Genomic DNA, 16,293 nt, shown 5'->3' on the forward strand with positions numbered 1-16,293 from the left:
CTCTTTTGATCATTTGCCCAAGCTAAATAGCCTTTTTGTAAAAATGATACTATCTTGTCCGTCTTGTTGTCCACTCTATTTTAAATTTAATTTTTTGAAGCCTTGAAAACTATTAAATTTTGTAATTGACCTGAATCTCCTTAGTTTCTAATGAATGCGTTTGCTTTCCTGGCAATTAAAGGCAGGCGCTGTTTATCATAAAAATTATTTAGTCTCTTATTGCCTGATTTGTGCGTCAAACTTAATTTAGCGCTAGCTTCTGGAGAGCCAAGCCATGAACTCAGTCCCCACAATCTTACCCGTATACTCGGCAAAAAGCTAAAATTGAAGCATCTTGAGGTGGAACACTAACAGCAACGCTTCCCCGATGCTCGGCGAATTTCTGGCTCCGGAAGAAATTTTAACTTATTCTTGATAAATGTAACTGAAGATTTTATAAAAATTCCTACAGAATTATGACTATAGCTTGTCATAAAGCGCTCAACCATATTCTTAACTAAGGACTGAGGAAAAATTATGAAGCTTGATGATCGAGATCTATTCACTGGTGAGTTTTATCTAGAAGCCAAACTAGACGTAGCCGAAGCAATCATCAATGGCCAGTTTAAAGATGCGTTTGAATACACCCATAAAGTCGGCCAATATTCCGAACTCGCCTCGACTTCTTTCTTTGATTCAGCATTCGTTCCGGATATGGCCATAGAAGGCAATGAAGAACTTAACTTAACTTTGGAAAATTCTATAACGGGTGCAATAATCGGCACTCAAGACATGGCTGCTCTCAATGTTGAAAATTTTGAATTCTTCAACAATCTCATAAATTTTCAACCGAGTAATCAAAATGTAAAAGACTTAGAAACTGTATTTCTTGCAAACAGTTTAAGTGAATGGCCGACAGCCGGTTTAGGAACAGTTCAGGGAGGTGAAACAGCTGGCGAACTCATTCCAAATGTAGATCGAGATTTTCGGCGGGTGGGGTTTCGAGTGCTTGCAGATTCACCAGAAGCAAAGCAAACCTGGGTGATTATTCATGGATGGAATAACAGTTCTCTCACTGACAGTATTGACTCTTTAGCCAAATCAGTCGCCGCAGCAAGACCTGGAGATCGCGTTTTAGCGCTTGACTGGAGAGAAGTCTCTTATAATGCGCTACGTGAGGATCTCGGCCCGATTGGCAACGCCTATGCCTCTGCTGCCGGCGGCAATTTGAGAGCAGCTACATGGATTGGCGCTGTTGCAGAATTTGCTGTTAAGACGTTAGAAGAAGTTTGGGGAATTAATTCAGAAGAAGCACTCAGAAGTCTAAATTTAATCGGACATAGTTTGGGTTCATTAGTCAGTGCAGAAATTGGAAGAATTTATCGAGACGATACGAATAGAGCCGACACGAGATTAAATCTAACTAATCCTAATGCAGTTGGTGTTAGAACAATTACCGCCCTCGATCCGCCTTCAGAATTTAGAGGCAAGTACGATTTAGACAGTAGATTTGCTGGAGAAAACAGACCTGAAAGTTTTAGGGATGTTTCAGAATTTTCTAGAGCATTTGTTGGCTCTAATAGTTTAGCCGGCAATCAAGATTTTGCAGTAACAGCGGATGAATCTTTTCAAATCGATTTTGGCAATCGAGCTGAGCGGCTTACTGATATTGGTGATGAACACGGTTGGGTAATTGAAACATTTACCCATTTAACAAGTGAACCGGAAAAAATGGGTTCGCTGCTGGGGATGAGAGCTTATGAAAATATTGAGGACTTGGCGATTAAAGATTTTGGCGAACTGGAAATTCGTAGCAGGGAAGCAGGCCGGCATAAAGGAATCCTTGTTGTGCCTAATCCCAAATCAAACGAAACAATTGACAAACCAGATCCGGCTCAAATACCCGAATTATTAATTGCCCGCTCCGCATCAAATCAAGATAATGATATTGTGATTGGGAGTTTTACAAACGATAATATTAATGGGACTGATAACTTCAATTTTATATCTGGCGATATCCGCTACACCGGATCAGGTGATGATAAATTTTTTGGTGAATCTGGTAATGATCAGCTCAATGGTGATAGCGGCAATGACACATTAAGTGGAGGATCAGGAAGCGATCAGCTAGTCGGAGGTGGGGGCGTTTTTGATTTGGGAAATGACCTGCTTTATGGAGGAACCGGCAAAGATGAGCTAACAGGTGGTTCGGGCCGGGATACATTTATAATTGAGCGAGATGAACGCAAAGCCGGCAATCAAAATGAAGCCGATCTAATTACAGATTTTAAGGCCGGCACGGATATCATTGGTCTGATCGATCTATCCTTTGAACAGCTCAGCTTTCAACAATTCAATCGTGGGCTATTTGGGATTTCTCAAGATACTGCCGTCACTGCCGGTGGAGAATTTTTGGCGTTATTGAAAGATGTTCGCCCAGACCAAATTAACAATCCAGCTAACTTTATTCCTGCGGATATCGGAATTTTCGATATCGCCTAAAAAAAATAAGTAGAGACACAGCATGACCGCGTCCCCACCAAAGAGAATGAAGCTGTCAATTAACCGCTCAATCTCTAGCAAAACCTCAAGTGCCAATTAACACATCTGTGGTTTAAAAAGACTTTCGCCACAAGTCTTATCATCACTCAAACGTGAGATTTCAGAACTTTCAACCTTAGCAATTAATTTGTTATGGTTGATCCGTATCAATAAAGGGTGCGTTTGCCAGATCTCCCAACTCCACAGAAGTCAGCAACTCTTCCCAATTTTTTGTCACCGTTACATCGCCCGGTTCCAGCCGGCGTAACTCAGCGAGAGAGGAAACCGTATCGAACCATATTGCCTCTCTGGCATAAATACTCGGACGATCAACCGCTTTAGCGCTTTCTAATTCCTGCTGGAGTCGAGGGCTAAGCTCAGAACGTTTGATCCATCCGCCCCGGATAATCGTCGCCTCCGGTGCATTATTCTGACAGAGCAATGCAAAAGACCAATAGTAGTTTTTGCCAACTTCTAGGGGCGGTGCGTCTTCCGGCATACTGACGCTAATCACTCCAGGCTTTCCAGTGAGTGAAAAAGTCGTCTGATAAACTTCCTTTTCATTTTCATTGTTCGCATCTGTAAACTCCGACAGCTTAAACTCCATTGGGAGTGAGATGGTTGCCGGCACATACAAATAGAATTTAGGCGAAGCTGATGCAGTTAACCCAGCATTTGTTTGAGGGCTTAAAGCAGTGATGTGTTCAGAACCATTGGGACAGGGACCCCGCACGCCGCCGCCTTCTTGCCGGCCTCCTGGCAGTCCTGTACTGGGCGGGTTAAACGCATTCCAATTGCCCCCTACTCCTTGACCTTGACCATTTGCATCTGGCCGTGATATCTGTGCCTGCACCAGAGTTGGGAAGCTGGTGGTTGCAGCAAGTCCAAAGGACAGGGCTAACGACAATGGAAGCAAATAGAGAAGAGACTTCTTCCGAGCCATAATATACCAGTCTTCTGGTGAGTCGAGTAACTTTACAAGACGGCTACACAGGAGTTTGAGTTCCTACAAAGCCGTACAATCAATTTAGTCAATACTAACTCGCTTAAGACGGAGAAGCTATCAAGAGAAAAGTTCTCAGTTCTGAGTGGCGGAGTCCTGAGTCCTGAGTGATGAGTGCTGGGTTAGAGAGTAAAGAGAAGAGTTCTCTGTCCTGAGTGTTGAGTTAGAGAGGAAACAGATAAGTACTCAGTCTTGAGTGTTCGGTGCGAGAGTAAAGAGAAAAGTCCTCAGTCTTGAGTGCTGGGTGAGAGTAAATCGATATAGGCCGAGATTGCCATTTTTGCTGCGTCTTGAAGGATAAATTAAGTTGCCTTCCAAATTGGGGGACAGCTCACCAGACGTTTTTGCCGGCGCATCAAGAAGCAATTATTCAAAAATCGGTTACTTTGAACAGGTTCGTTACGATACTACTTATCATCTACCATAACTTACCCACCACATTTAAGATGGCTTCCCATTCCCCTGTTTCCCCCCCGACACAAAATCCCTGGTTACGCACGATTAGACCTCATGCAGCCTATGCGCTGCACGGTATGGCATTTGTTGAAGATGCACTGATAGCCATAGATTCAGCGCGCGGCCATTTGCTACAGATTGATTGCGCGACCGAAAACACCACCATTCTTAACCCCTATCAGGCGGCAGATTTCATCGATGCCACCGGCTTGGCGGTATGGGAGGATACCCTTTGGTTTACCCTTGACGAAAGTGTGTACTTCTGCAAGTTAGGTGAGTTTACACCGCAACATTTTGTCACCTTGCCTTACCTCGCTAATGGCGTGGCAGTGTGGGGTTCAACCATTTATGTTACCTGCCAAAAAGCCGGCTACATTCTGGTTTTTAATCGTAACACCGGCAAGCAAATTACCAAATTTGACGCCCCTGGTATTGGAGTCGAGAATATTACAGTGCGGGAAGAAGAACTTTGGCTGTGCGACACCAGCGAGCAAAGCGTATACTGCTTAGATCGGGGCACCGGCCAGGTTCGCTTTAGTGTGTTGACGCCCTTTGAATCTCCCACCGGCTTAGCATTTCATGTAAACCCCGAAACCGGCCAAGATATTCTTTATGTGGCCTACGCCGGCGAAGAAGCTTATATCCGGGACGATCCCAACTCACCTGATCCTCATCAGCTAACATTTCGAGACCGCACCTTCATTCATCCGCTTTTCGTTCACTACGACGAAGCCGGTCGTTACGCCCTCTCCAACGGCTATCTGATCGAGATGTCTTATGTAGAGGAAATGGCCCCCTTAGACGAGGTCAGTGTAGACAATTTAGAATGGCGCATCGCCCTGCCGTCTAACACGCACCGGCAAAAAGTTAGATCCATCGAAGCGGTTGGTTTCCCCTTCACCGAAGAAATTCAAGATGGCGAACGGGTTGCCGTGTTCAAATTTGACACCCTCAAACCCAACGAAGCCCGTATATTTGGTTGGAAAGCTTTGCTGGAAGTCCACAGCATTAAGTATCGCCTGACGCCCCGCGATGTTGAGAACGCGCCCGAAATGCCGCCAACCTATCCCGCGCTTTATCTGGTGGATAATGACAACTTGGCAATGGATACTGAAATGGTTCGCCTAGCTGCCGGTGAAGCAATTGGTACAGAAACCAATTTGCTGCGGAAAGTGCTAAGCATCCGGGATTACGTCTACGACAAGCTATCCTATGGCATTAAACCCCACATTGACACCCCCGATGTGGCCCTAGAACGTGGCGTTGGTTCCTGCGGGGAGTATGTGGGAATCTTACTCGCTCTGATGCGCCTGAATGGCATTGCTTGCCGGACGATTGGGCGCTACAAATGCCCAGCCTATCCTGACCGGCTATTAGTACCCCTGATGCCAGACTTTAATCATGTGTGGTTAGAGTTCTACGCACCCGGATTTGGCTGGTTGCCGATGGAATCCAATCCTGATGATATCCAAGAACAAGGCCCATACCCGATGCGATTTTTCATGGGGTTGGCTTGGTATCACATTGAAATTGGGAAAGGAATCCGCTTTGCCACGCTGACACGATATGGACAGCCGGTGGACAAAGAAAACGTTTCAATTGGCGATCTTGCCATCAATCACGTCCGGTTCAAAATCTTAGAAGAACTGGTGCCGGCAGGAAACTAAGTCAAGAAGTTGGAGAATGCCGGCAGCAAAAGCGTTTGTCCTGCCGGCAGCGCCGAATTGGCTAAAATCTTGATATTTCTGCCCTCGGTTTCTATCTTTCCATCAGCCACTGAGCAAGGCTTCCACAAACTCATAGCTGGAAAAGGGACGCAAGTCTTCAATGCCTTCACCGGCACCGATAAACCGAATGGGCAAACCAAGCTGTTTCACGACAGCCAGGGCAATGCCCCCTTTAGCACTTCCGTCCAGTTTTGTCAATACCACTCCACTCAACTGGGCGGCTTGTGCAAACACTTCGGCTTGCCGCAGACCGTTTTGGCCCAAAGTGGCATCCAAAACAAGTAGGGATTGAATATTGGCATTCGGGGCCTTTTTATCGATAATCCGCCGAATCTTACTGAGTTCCTCCATCAGGTTTTTCTTGTTCTGGAGGCGACCTGCCGTGTCAACCAGTAGCAGTTCCGTCCCCCGCGCTTGGGCTGCCGCAATCGCGTCAAACACGACGGCTGCCGGGTCAGTGTTTTGGCCTGGATTGGCAATCACCTCAACTTCACTGCGCTGGCCCCAAATCTTCACCTGTTGGACGGCTGCGGCGCGGAAGGTATCAGCGGCAGCAATCAAGCATTTATAACCAGATTTCTGGCCGATGTGGGCAATTTTGCCGATGGTCGTTGTTTTACCGGCACCATTAACGCCGGTGATTAACCAGATATTCAGCTGGTCTTTTTCCGGGGCAAAGGTGGGATTGTAAGACTTGCCGGTGGGCTGGTCTAGCATATCGCGCAAAATTGTTTTCAGATAGGCAATCGCCTCCTCTGGTTTCAGCGCTTCCTCCCGCAACTTTTTCTGGAGGGCGTTAATAATGTAATCGGTCGCCTCCACCCCAACGTCTGCTTGCAACAGCAGCGACTCAATCTCCATCACCCCAGCTTGGTTCAGCGGGCCTTGACCCACAATTGCCTTGAGCTGGTTAATTAGACTGCGACGGGTTTTATCTAAACTTTGCCGCAGTTTTTTGAGCCAAGTGATTTCTTCGATAGAAATATCTTCAGGACGTCGGCCTTGAGCGGCTAAAATTTCTGCTGACCAGAGGAACCCTTCGTCAAAGACAAAATCGGTAACCTCTTCAGTTTGGACAGCCGCCGGTTTGACAATTTCCGGTTCCGTTGAGTCAACCGCTGAGGCTTTGAGCCGTTCCAGTCGCGCTTGCCGGTCTGCTTCTGCTCTGGCCCACAATGGCAGCGCTGCTGGGGTTTCTTCAGTGCTGGGTGTTGAGTCCTCGGTGGTGAGTTCTTGATCAGTGCTGGGTGCCGGCTCAGTAGTGAGTTCTTCCTCAGTGCTGGGTGCCGGCTCAACTTGTTCAGTCACTTCGCCGGCTGCTGCACTTTCGGCAGCGGTTTCTGTGAGGACGGCTGGTTCCTGTACTGTCGGTTCCTCGGCTGCGATTTCAGGCGCTGCCGGGGGTTCTTCTGTAGCTAGTGCCGGCTCAGCAATAGGGACTGTTTCAGGTTCTACTGCCGGTTCAACCTGTTCCGCCACTTCGCCGGCTGCTGCGCTTTCGGCGGCTGTTTCTGTAAGGGTGGCTGGTTCCTCGACTGCCGGCAGTTCTGGTGACAAAATCGGCTGCGGTTCCTCGGTTTGGGTGCCGGCAACCGGGTTAATCTCCTCAGTCGGCGCAACTTTCTGTGCTGGATCTGCGGCTGCACCCGCTTCAGGGGTTGCCGTTTCCGCTTCTACTTCCTGTTGTTGCTTCTGAATATTTTTGTAAGCTGCCTTCGCCCAGTTGAGGTAATCCGCTGCCACCTCTGGTGATTGCTGCTCAGTTGAGGCGGATTCAGAAGCGGATTCAGCAGATTCTGTTTCAGGCTGAGGGGCAGCCGGTTGAGACTGCTCCTCTTCTTTTTCGTCAGATTTCTCACTAAACTGGCGGCGGAACCAATTAAACACCATTACCCTTTTCCAAAATGCTGCCGGCGATGTTGATTTTCAATTTTAGATTGTCGGCTGTCAGTTCGTTACCAGCTCAAGGGTGGGGGAAACCCGCCTCTAGCCACTAACGCTTGACCCTTACGGATTTCTCGTGACCCCTTTGGTTGCGTCAGACACCCGGCGCAACACACCATTGATAAATCGGTGTCCGTCGTCGCCGCTGTAGCGTTTGGCAATTTCCACTGCTTCGTTAATGGCGACTTTGTCAGGAACGCCCAGAAACTGCATTTCTACCACCGCGATCCGCAAGATATCTTGGTCAATGCGAGCCAAGCGATTCAACTGCCAATCTACCAACGCTTCTGAGAGGATGCCATCGATTTGCTGCCGGCGCTCGCTCAGCACGCTGAGAATCTCTAGGGTGTAGGCACGGACTTCTTTTTGGTTGGCTAGCTGGATAAATTCTGGAAGTTCCAACGCCATCCCCAGTCGGTTAATCGCTGTTTGGCCCAGTTCAACGGCTTCTTTAACCATCACTCTCGCACCTTCGACTTCGGTGGTGCGGGTCTCGCTGCTCAAAAGGCGATCACTGCTTCGTTTCAGTTCTGCTGCAGCGGTTTCAAGGACGTCATGAACTTCTGTCGTTAGGGTACGCACAGCTGCTAATACTACATCTTGTAACTGCTGCGCTGCTAATTTTTCCAGATTGGCGCTCAGCTGGCTCTGGCTTAGCAAAGCCAGTTCACGGGAGATTCTTCGAGCTTGCATGACGGCTAACCTTGACCTTTTTTCCTAATTTTTATATATCTTCTTCTGCCGGTATCGGCTGCCGTCGCCCCTCAAAGCGCAATGGTTCCAGTTTTCTGTCTGGGGCGTTCGCCAAAGAACAGGCAATGATTGAGGAGCTTGGACTGACAATTCCACCGGAAATTACCACTTTAAAAGCATCTTCTATGGACATCGAGAGGTTAATTGCTTCTTCTTCTGGGACAATTGCGTACCAGCCGGTGGTGGGGTTTGGCGTGGTTGGGATGAAAACGCTGAGCATGGAGCCGGACAAGTGAGACTGAATATCGCTGCTGAGCGTACCTGTGACAAACGCCAGCGCCCATATACCCTTGCGGGGGTACTCCACTAAGATCACACGGCGAAACTTGCTGTTAGAATCCTTTAGCAGCGTTTCTAGCAGCTGTTTGAGGGTTTTATAAACCGAGCCGGCGAGTGGGATGGCTTGCAGGAGGCGCTCACCGAAATCGAGCAGCCACCGCCCCACAAAGTTGCGAGCCATCAAGCCGATCAATAGAATACTCAGCAATGGTACAGCCAGTCCCACCACTAAATTCAGCACATTGACCAAGATGGGATGCAGACCATCAAAGGGATTAATCTGCTTGGGAATGCGGGTGAGAAAGTTGATCACCCAGTTAGCGATGGTAATTGTCAGCCAGATGGTCGTCGCTAGGGGAATCACCACCAGCAGACCGGCAATTAGATCATTCTTTAAGTCCTGCATGAAGCGCTGGGTCACAGATAGCCTACTCTCCTTGAACTGGCTGTGGAAATTATGGCACTCCCAACTAAGCGCTAGGAGTTGCTGGCGGCATGATCAATGAGATTTCCAACCCAACACCCCGGTGGGGCGAACTGCCAGCGATTCTGCCTTACCGGGCTTTACACGCACCTGTCTCGACTGAGCGGGAGTGGCTGGGAGCTCTACTCATTATTGTGTCAGATTTGTAAAGAAATATTTCAAATCTATTAAACCCTAAGTCGCATTGCTGCCTCTGGCTGAATCAGCCCAATCTTACATAAAAATAATAACTAACTCGCTCCAGTCCTGAGACGAGGGCGATCCCTTCTATGTTAGAGGTTTGCTTACTAAGGGAAATGAGCAGATGATGAGCTATTTGGATAGCTTAAAATAATTAGTATCAAATTTAACATTAATTTTGATACCGCCGATCTCGGTTAAGCTTGTGGCTCAGAGAGCGCTCTGGCCGAATCAGCGTTGGACTCTTCAGCAGATAGGGTTTTTGGGTCAAGTGTAGGAACCGGCAGATTCTCCATTTCCCACACTTTCAGCAAGATTAGGTATTCGTAAAAAGCTTGCAAGGTGCACCAGGCAAAGCCGGCCCTGCCATCTAGAAAACCACCCAGCAGGAAATACATATAGAAAAAGCGCAGCAAGGGTCTGAAGGGTAAGCGCAGGGACAAATCTTTGAGGGCGCGGCGTCTGGCGACTTCCGAGTGCCCCAGGACTAAATCCCGCAAACTAACGCTGCCTTTCTCTAGCTGGCGCAGGGTTTCAGCGGCTTCGTCGGTGGAATAGCGGTTATGTTTTTCAATCCACCGGCTCAAACCTTTACTGCAAGTGTAATGGGGGTAAGTTTCTGTGATAAAGCCAGTGGGTCCCTCGCAGACTTCTCTTTCGGTATGTCCGTAGTCGCTAAACCAGACTTTGTCTTTACGGAATAGCCGCATTTGGTAGCGTGGATACTGGGTGCTGCGCCGAATCCACCGATCCATGAAGATGACTTGCTCAGCCACGTAGTAACCGATGTATTCCTCTGTCTTCGTGGCTTCCAGGCATTCTTGAAATAGTGCCGGTGTCATTCGTTCATCGGCTTCAAGAATATAAACCCATTCATACTTTGTCGGAACGGATTGCAGCATCCAAGTCCGCTGCTTTCCGTGAGTTTCAAACGGGTGCTGCACCAAGCGCACAGGATAGCGGTGGACAATTTCTACGGTGCGATCCCGACTAAACGAATCAACCACGATAATATCATCCGACATTAGGGCTGATTCAATGCAAGCCCCAATATCAATTTCTTCGTTGTAGGTGAGGATATAAATAGAAAACATTTCTGGGAAGCGCGTGAGGAGCAAGGAAGGAATAATTAAACCTTAAAAATTAAAAATTAAAAAAGAAAAGTTATGTAATTAATTTTTAATTTTTAATTTTGGGGTTTTAATTGATTCCCTGAGAAAGCGAATGTCTAAACCAGCGATCTGAGGATTTATTAGCGAGGTACGTTTTTGCGTCGGCCTACTTTGACATAACCCAAGTTTTTTAATCCAGTCCAGCCAATTGCCATATAGCCAAAGGCCAAAAGCAAACTGCTAATGCCGGTTTGCAATCCAGATTTTAATGAAGTCAATTTCGTTTGTTCTTCAAGTTGCTGTCGGTTGCCTCGAATTCGGCTCAGCTCCCGATTGCTAAGGGTTTCAGCATTAAATTGCTGCTGAACAAACTGGTCAATTGCCTGGGGGTCTTGCTTAAATCTCTGAAGTAAATCTGCTTGCTCTTTGGGAACGCGACCGCTTTTAATCGCTTCATCAAGTTTCTGCGGGTCTTTGACGAGTTCGGCTAACTGGGTTTTGACGAGTGTTTGTTGCTTTTCAATTTCCTTTTGGATCTCGGCGTTACTGACTTGACTGGTTACTTGGAGTTCAGCTTGGTCTGCACGGGTCGTAATTTGACCGAGTTTTTCATTTCTGTCGAGACGAACATTGTTGAGATGCAGGGGAAATAGTAATAAGAAAAGCAGCCCCAACAAGCTAGAAAGCACTAAGCTCCAAAACTTTATGTCTAGAAAAGGTTTGCGGTTGGAAGGTGTTCCGCCGCCGGCGTTGCTCTCAATCCCATAGCCGGCGAAAATCAGGCCCAGACCTACCATCGGGAGAATTCCCCGCTCGACGATCTGGCTGGTGAAGGCCATCTGCCAAGGTCTGTCTAGGAAGTTGGGCGGAAACAGCACAATCGCACAGTCAAGCAGATAAGCCACTATTAAGATTGTGCCAACAATCGTGAGCATTCGAGCGGCTATAGAGGAAGGTTGACGGCTATCAATCATAGAATTCTCAGCTTTGTTGCTTGTTGTCTACTTCAAAGTTACCGGATTGCTATAAAAAAATTCCCTATGTCTCATAAAAATGAAACATCTAGTTGGGAAAACCGGCCAGAAAATGGGGGAGAGGGGGATAGGAAAGAGATTTTCTCTTCTTGATTGCTCCAGAAAAGCTTAGAAAAGTTTGTCAGGCAAAGATCGGCGGTGGATTGATCAACTTTTTTGCTGCCGGCGATACCAGCGTGCTAGGCGAGTGGGTGCTACGCCCAGGAAATAGCTCATAATCACCAGTTGGTTAATCAATGTCGTTTTCACGACCCCAAGTTTCTGCCACCGGCGTCCCGATGTCAGCACCGGCATCGCTACAATGTTAATCTTTCCCAGGCGTCGCAACCGGCGCATCATTTCAAAATCTTCCATAATCGCCATTTCTGGAAAGCCGCCGACGCGCTTAAACACTTGTGCCGGCATAAAAATCGCCTGATCGCCGTAGGGCATCCCAAACCAGCGTGAACGCCAATTCACGCCGGTTTCAATGAAGCGCAGCCCCCTGTGTTCGCCGTCTATTCGCAATTCAAAGGCACCGGCGATGACGTCTGAGTTGGAGAGTGTTTCTGTAATTACTTTGTCAAAGCCCTCCGGCAGTTGGGTGTCGCCGTGGAGAAATAGCAGAATGTCGCCGGTGGCGATGGCTGCACCGGCATTCATTTGAGCCGCACGACCGACTGGGGGGTAAATTACTTTTACACCCATCGATCTGGCCAAATCGTCTGTGCCATCCTCGCTGCCGCCGTCTGCGACAATAATTTCTACCTGGGCAGATAATTGAGCGGTTCTCAGGGTTTTCTCAAGGGTGCCGGTTTCATTTAATACCGGCACGATGATGGAAATTTTGGGTGTTAGCTGCTTGAAGTTGGCAAATCGTTCGTCTAAAAGCGCTAAATCTTCTGGTCTATCTATGTCGGCTCGCTGGGGCAAAAGGCTGTAGGATAACTGCAATTGATTGGCAATTGTCAAGGTTTGTTGCAAAACGCTGCTGGTGCCCCAAGTGATACCGGCAAACAAATCTGGGATAAACCTGCTCAGCCCGATTAAATAATAGCCTCCATCTTCTGCAGGGCCAAGAACTAAGTCGTGCCGGTGTAGTTCGTCAAAAGCAGTAGCAAGTAGGGGCGGATCGATGCTGGGGCAATCTGTGCCGATGATCACGACTCGCTGGCTGCCGGTGGTAAATGCTTCTTGAAATGCTCTTGCCATGCGTTCACCGAGATCGCCTTCTCCTTGTGTTTGGTAGATAATTTCTGTGCCTAACCACGTTTGCATTTGGGCTGGGGTGCTGCCGGTAAACCGGATTTCTGTGGTGAGTGAGCGGTTATTTGCGAGTTGTTTGACTTGCGCTAAGGTGTGTTCGGCAAGGTGCCGGTGTAGTTCGGCTGCTCTTTCTGATCCGAGGGCAGGGATGAGTCGGGTTTTGGTTTTTCCGGGTTCTGGATACCGGGTAAAGATGATTTGGTGTTCGCTACTGTTTTGTGTTGAGTTCACGGTTCGTTCTTGACATGATTGTTTGGGGATTTTAGGGAATTTTTTGGGTTTACTTTATTAGGTTCCTGGAAAATTTAGATTTTTTTAACCGCAGATGATAGCGCAGCGTGTCGGCAGGCATATACAGATGCTGTCTCTTCTTCTACTTTTAATACTTAGTCATTGGGTTGTTTTTTTTAATTGTGATTGAGTTTTTTCATTTATTTGATTAAAAATGATGTATTTTTTAAGGCTTTTATGCTATTATCTATAATAGAAATCTGTGCCAAAATTTCACAAGCGTCACTATTTTAGTATGTAAATAATACGATGTCAACGTCTACTTTTATTAAATAAAAGGTAATTTTTTTTGTATCAGCATACCTAGAGCATCGGCATGGCAGATAATTAACTAACTCTATTTTGATTTTTACCCTTGACGTCTGATTTAGAGTCGGCAAAAATTATAAAATCTCATGAAAATAGCGACGATTGCCTCTATTATTTATCCATTGCTCCTGATGGCAAGTACACGGCCAGTAAATGAACCGAATCACCGGCAAACGGCAAAAACATTTGAGATTCAGCAGCGTTTTGTCCCAGCAGTACGGGAGCTATTTACCCAAATGTTACAGGAAAATCAAATAATTAGTAATCTTGCCGGCCCGCGTAGTCGTGTCAGTCTTAATAATAGCTGGAAATTTCTGCGAGAGGAGGTGAAGGGCGCTGAACTTCCCCGTTATAATGACACTCGTTGGTCAGTTGTGAATTTGCCTCATACCTGGAATGCTGAAGATGCGTTTGATGAGGTTCCCGGTTACTATCGGGGTGCCGGCTGGTATCGCAAAACTTTGGAAATTGACAGTAAATTAAAAGGAAAAAATCTTTTCCTTTATTTTGAAGCTGTTAATCAATTTGCTGATGTCTTTGTGAATGGAAAACTGGCTTGCCATCATGAAGGCGGTTATTCAGCCTTTGCTTGTGACATCACCGATTTGGTAAACTTTGGTGCGGGTGCCGGCGGCAATACCATTGCCATTAAAGCAGATAACAGTTTCAACGAAAATATTGCCCCACTTTCAGCAGATTTTACATTTTATGGCGGCATCTATCGAGATGTGTGGCTGATCGCAACTGATCCGGTGCATATCAATGTTTTAGACTTTGCTTCGCCGGGAATTTATATAGATACACCTACGGTTTCTGAGGAACGTGCAACGGTACGAATTCGGGGAACGGTTGTTAATAGTACCTTAGAAAACAAACAGGTGCAGGTCAAAAATACGATAACAGATGCCAAAGGTGCAACAGTTGCTTCTTTGGAGTCTTCTGTTAACGTGCCGGCAAATGGCAAAACATCGTTTGAACAGCTTAGCGAATCGATTAATAATCCGCAACTTTGGTCAACAGATAATCCCTATCTTTACACAGTCGCTACGAATATCTATGACGGTGATAGCCTGGTAGACATCGTTGAAAATCCTCTTGGCTTCCGCTGGTTTTCCTTTGACGCAGAAAAGGGATTTTTTCTCAACGGCAAACCCTTAAAATTGCAAGGAACCAACCGGCATCAAGATTACAAAGGCATGGGAAATGCCGTCAGTAATGAAATTCACCGCAGCGATCTCCAAATGATCAAAGATATGGGGGCAAATTTCCTGCGGTTAGCTCATTATCCCCAAGATCCCGTAGTCTTGCAAGTCGCAGATCAGCTTGGTTTAATTATATGGGAAGAAATTCCCCTTGTTAACTATATTACTCCCTCTAAAGCATTTACCGAAACAAGCAAAGTCATGCTGACTGAAATGATTCGTCAGCATTATAATCATCCTTCGGTGCTGATGTGGGGTTATATGAATGAAATTTTCCTAAAAGGGCCAGAAAAAACGCCAGAATACCTGCAAAAAACACTAGAATTAGCTCAAACTTTAGAAAAATTGCTACGGCAAGAAGATGCGACAAGAACGAGTGTGATGGCAATGCACCGCATCCCACTTTATAATGAAGCGGGTGTTGCAGATGTGCCGCAAGTGGTTGGTTGGAATATCTATGCTGGCTGGTATAGTGGCGTATTTACAGACTTTGGAAAGTTTCTAGATGATCAGCATGAAAAATTTCCCAACCGGCCTATAATTGTGAGTGAGTACGGTGCCGATAGTGACTCAAGATTGCATTCATTAAATCCCCAGCGCAAAGATTTTACAGCAGAATACCAACGAAGGCTACACGAAAGTTATTTAGAGCAAATAGAAGCGCGATCTTTCGTCGCCGGCAGCTCTCTATGGAATCAATTTGATTTCGGTGTTGAAGCTCGCGGTGGTTCTATTCCTCATCTTAACCAAAAAGGCATCCAAACCTTTGATCGGCAGCCTAAAGATATCTACTTTTTTTATAAAGCAAAATTCTCTAAGGAACCAGTCATTTATATCGCAACTCGTGAATGGTTGCAACGTTCAGGAAGCGCACAAACACCCGAAAAAACAAACACGCAAGAATCTCCTAATTCCCAAATGCCGGCAAAAAGTTCACTTTCTACAGTCCAGCCGATGGAAGTTTACTCAAACTACCCAAAAGTCGAACTATTTGTCAACAATCAATCTTTAGGAATTAAGAAAATAGACGATAGTCGGCAGGCAACTTGGGATGTGCCTTTCCGTAATGGCATCAATATTATTAAGGCGTGTGGATTGAAAAATCATTCTTTTTCTAAAGAAGTAAATTGCGACCGCGTTGAGATAAACTTCACTAAGCAACCCTTAAATCTTGCTGATGCATCGCTTCCATTTAAAGAACTAGCCGTGAATGCCGGCTCAGATGCTCAATTTATTGATGACAATGGCATAATTTGGGAGCCAGATCAAGAATATCAACCAGGAAGTTGGGGATATATTGCCGGTGAGAAAACACCGCCGGCAGAAGTAGAAAATATTCGAGGAACAACCGCAGATCCGCTTTATCAAATGATGCGAACCGGCACTCATCGTTATCGATTCGATGTGCCAGATGGAGAATATGAAATTGAATTACTTTTTACAGAACGGTTGTTAAAAGAACCGAATCAGCGCGTATTTAATGTTAAAATAAATGATCAGTCGGTTATAGATAATTTAGACTTAGTCAAACAATACGGGATGTTTCAGGCAGTTAATCAAGCATTTCAAATAAAAGCTGCTGAGGGAAAAGGAATTGAAGTGCAATTAATATCAGAGATAGGTGAGCCAGTTGTGAGTGGAATTCGGGTTCTTCGGCTGCGTTAATCAATCATTAATTTTCGATGTTTATTTTGATTAAGTTATGGGAAAAGTTCACACTGGAATCGGTTGAAAAATTGCAAAGTTTTCGATTA

At 46.3% G+C, this 16,293-nt stretch carries 11 protein-coding genes; 4 read left to right on the plus strand and 7 right to left on the minus strand.

Annotated elements, in window-relative coordinates:
* Positions 1–516 precede the first annotated feature (516 nt).
* Positions 517–2,481, plus strand: coding sequence for a hypothetical protein (locus tag H6F56_RS10220; RefSeq protein ID WP_190667483.1), 1,965 nt, complete (start codon positions 517–519; stop codon positions 2,479–2,481).
* Positions 2,482–2,671: 190 nt separating this feature from the next.
* Here the strand turns inward: H6F56_RS10220 and H6F56_RS10225 are convergent, their stop codons facing one another.
* Complete coding sequence (locus tag H6F56_RS10225) at positions 2,672–3,463, minus strand: DUF928 domain-containing protein (RefSeq protein ID WP_190667485.1); 792 nt, start codon at positions 3,461–3,463, stop codon at positions 2,672–2,674.
* 506 nt (positions 3,464–3,969) lie between these two features.
* Between H6F56_RS10225 and H6F56_RS10230 the strand changes: the two genes are divergently transcribed.
* The gene (locus H6F56_RS10230) at positions 3,970–5,646 is read left to right on the plus strand and encodes a transglutaminase domain-containing protein (protein WP_190667486.1); all 1,677 of its coding nucleotides are present in this window, start codon (positions 3,970–3,972) and stop codon (positions 5,644–5,646) included.
* Positions 5,647–5,748: 102 nt separating this feature from the next.
* Here H6F56_RS10230 and ftsY read toward each other — a convergent pair whose 3' ends face one another.
* From ftsY to H6F56_RS10245, 3 genes are all read right to left on the minus strand, one after another.
* Positions 5,749–7,596 (minus strand): signal recognition particle-docking protein FtsY, encoded by a 1,848-nt coding sequence (gene ftsY, locus H6F56_RS10235; protein WP_190667488.1) that lies wholly within the window; start codon positions 7,594–7,596, stop codon positions 5,749–5,751.
* Between the two features lie 117 nt (positions 7,597–7,713).
* Positions 7,714–8,343, minus strand: coding sequence for a transcription antitermination factor NusB (gene nusB / locus H6F56_RS10240; protein WP_190667490.1), 630 nt, complete (start codon positions 8,341–8,343; stop codon positions 7,714–7,716).
* 31 nt (positions 8,344–8,374) lie between these two features.
* Positions 8,375–9,103 carry a DUF502 domain-containing protein gene (locus H6F56_RS10245; protein ID WP_309236494.1) on the minus strand — a complete coding sequence of 243 codons (729 nt, stop codon included), beginning with the start codon at positions 9,101–9,103 and terminating at the stop codon, positions 8,375–8,377.
* A gap of 74 nt (positions 9,104–9,177) precedes the next feature.
* Here H6F56_RS10245 and H6F56_RS10250 point away from each other — a divergent pair, with 74 nt between their 5' ends.
* Positions 9,178–9,315, plus strand: a complete 138-nt coding sequence (locus H6F56_RS10250) for a hypothetical protein (protein WP_190667492.1) — start codon at positions 9,178–9,180, stop codon at positions 9,313–9,315.
* Between the two features lie 228 nt (positions 9,316–9,543).
* Here H6F56_RS10250 and H6F56_RS10255 read toward each other — a convergent pair whose 3' ends face one another.
* The 3 genes from H6F56_RS10255 to H6F56_RS27085 all read right to left on the minus strand — a co-directional run bounded on the left by H6F56_RS10255 (position 9,544) and on the right by H6F56_RS27085 (position 12,968).
* Entirely contained in the window at positions 9,544–10,440 is an 897-nt protein-coding gene (locus tag H6F56_RS10255; RefSeq protein ID WP_190667494.1) for a glycosyltransferase family 2 protein, read from the minus strand.
* Positions 10,441–10,598: 158 nt separating this feature from the next.
* Positions 10,599–11,432 carry an HpsJ family protein gene (locus H6F56_RS10260; RefSeq protein ID WP_190667497.1) on the minus strand — a complete coding sequence of 278 codons (834 nt, stop codon included), beginning with the start codon at positions 11,430–11,432 and terminating at the stop codon, positions 10,599–10,601.
* A gap of 207 nt (positions 11,433–11,639) precedes the next feature.
* Positions 11,640–12,968 carry a TIGR04283 family arsenosugar biosynthesis glycosyltransferase gene (locus H6F56_RS27085; protein WP_190667498.1) on the minus strand — a complete coding sequence of 443 codons (1,329 nt, stop codon included), beginning with the start codon at positions 12,966–12,968 and terminating at the stop codon, positions 11,640–11,642.
* Between the two features lie 455 nt (positions 12,969–13,423).
* On the opposite strand from H6F56_RS27085, the gene H6F56_RS10270 reads away from it, so the two are divergent.
* Positions 13,424–16,204: a glycoside hydrolase family 2 TIM barrel-domain containing protein gene (locus H6F56_RS10270; protein ID WP_190667500.1), complete on the plus strand. Its 2,781-nt coding sequence runs from the start codon at positions 13,424–13,426 to the stop codon at positions 16,202–16,204.
* Positions 16,205–16,293 lie beyond the last annotated feature (89 nt).

The sequence above is a fragment of the Microcoleus sp. FACHB-672 genome, assembly GCF_014695725.1.
Taxonomy (GTDB): Bacteria; Cyanobacteriota; Cyanobacteriia; order Cyanobacteriales; family Oscillatoriaceae; genus FACHB-68.

Coding starts and splice junctions, on each gene's coding strand:
- H6F56_RS10220 (WP_190667483.1), top strand. CDS start 517: ATGAAGCTTGATGATCGAGATCTATTCACTGGTGAGTTTTATCTAGAA.
- H6F56_RS10225 (WP_190667485.1), bottom strand. CDS start 3,463: ATGGCTCGGAAGAAGTCTCTTCTCTATTTGCTTCCATTGTCGTTAGCC.
- H6F56_RS10230 (WP_190667486.1), top strand. CDS start 3,970: ATGGCTTCCCATTCCCCTGTTTCCCCCCCGACACAAAATCCCTGGTTA.
- ftsY (WP_190667488.1), bottom strand. CDS start 7,596: ATGGTGTTTAATTGGTTCCGCCGCCAGTTTAGTGAGAAATCTGACGAA.
- nusB (WP_190667490.1), bottom strand. CDS start 8,343: ATGCAAGCTCGAAGAATCTCCCGTGAACTGGCTTTGCTAAGCCAGAGC.
- H6F56_RS10250 (WP_190667492.1), top strand. CDS start 9,178: ATGATCAATGAGATTTCCAACCCAACACCCCGGTGGGGCGAACTGCCA.
- H6F56_RS10255 (WP_190667494.1), bottom strand. CDS start 10,440: ATGTTTTCTATTTATATCCTCACCTACAACGAAGAAATTGATATTGGG.
- H6F56_RS10260 (WP_190667497.1), bottom strand. CDS start 11,432: ATGATTGATAGCCGTCAACCTTCCTCTATAGCCGCTCGAATGCTCACG.
- H6F56_RS10270 (WP_190667500.1), top strand. CDS start 13,424: ATGAAAATAGCGACGATTGCCTCTATTATTTATCCATTGCTCCTGATG.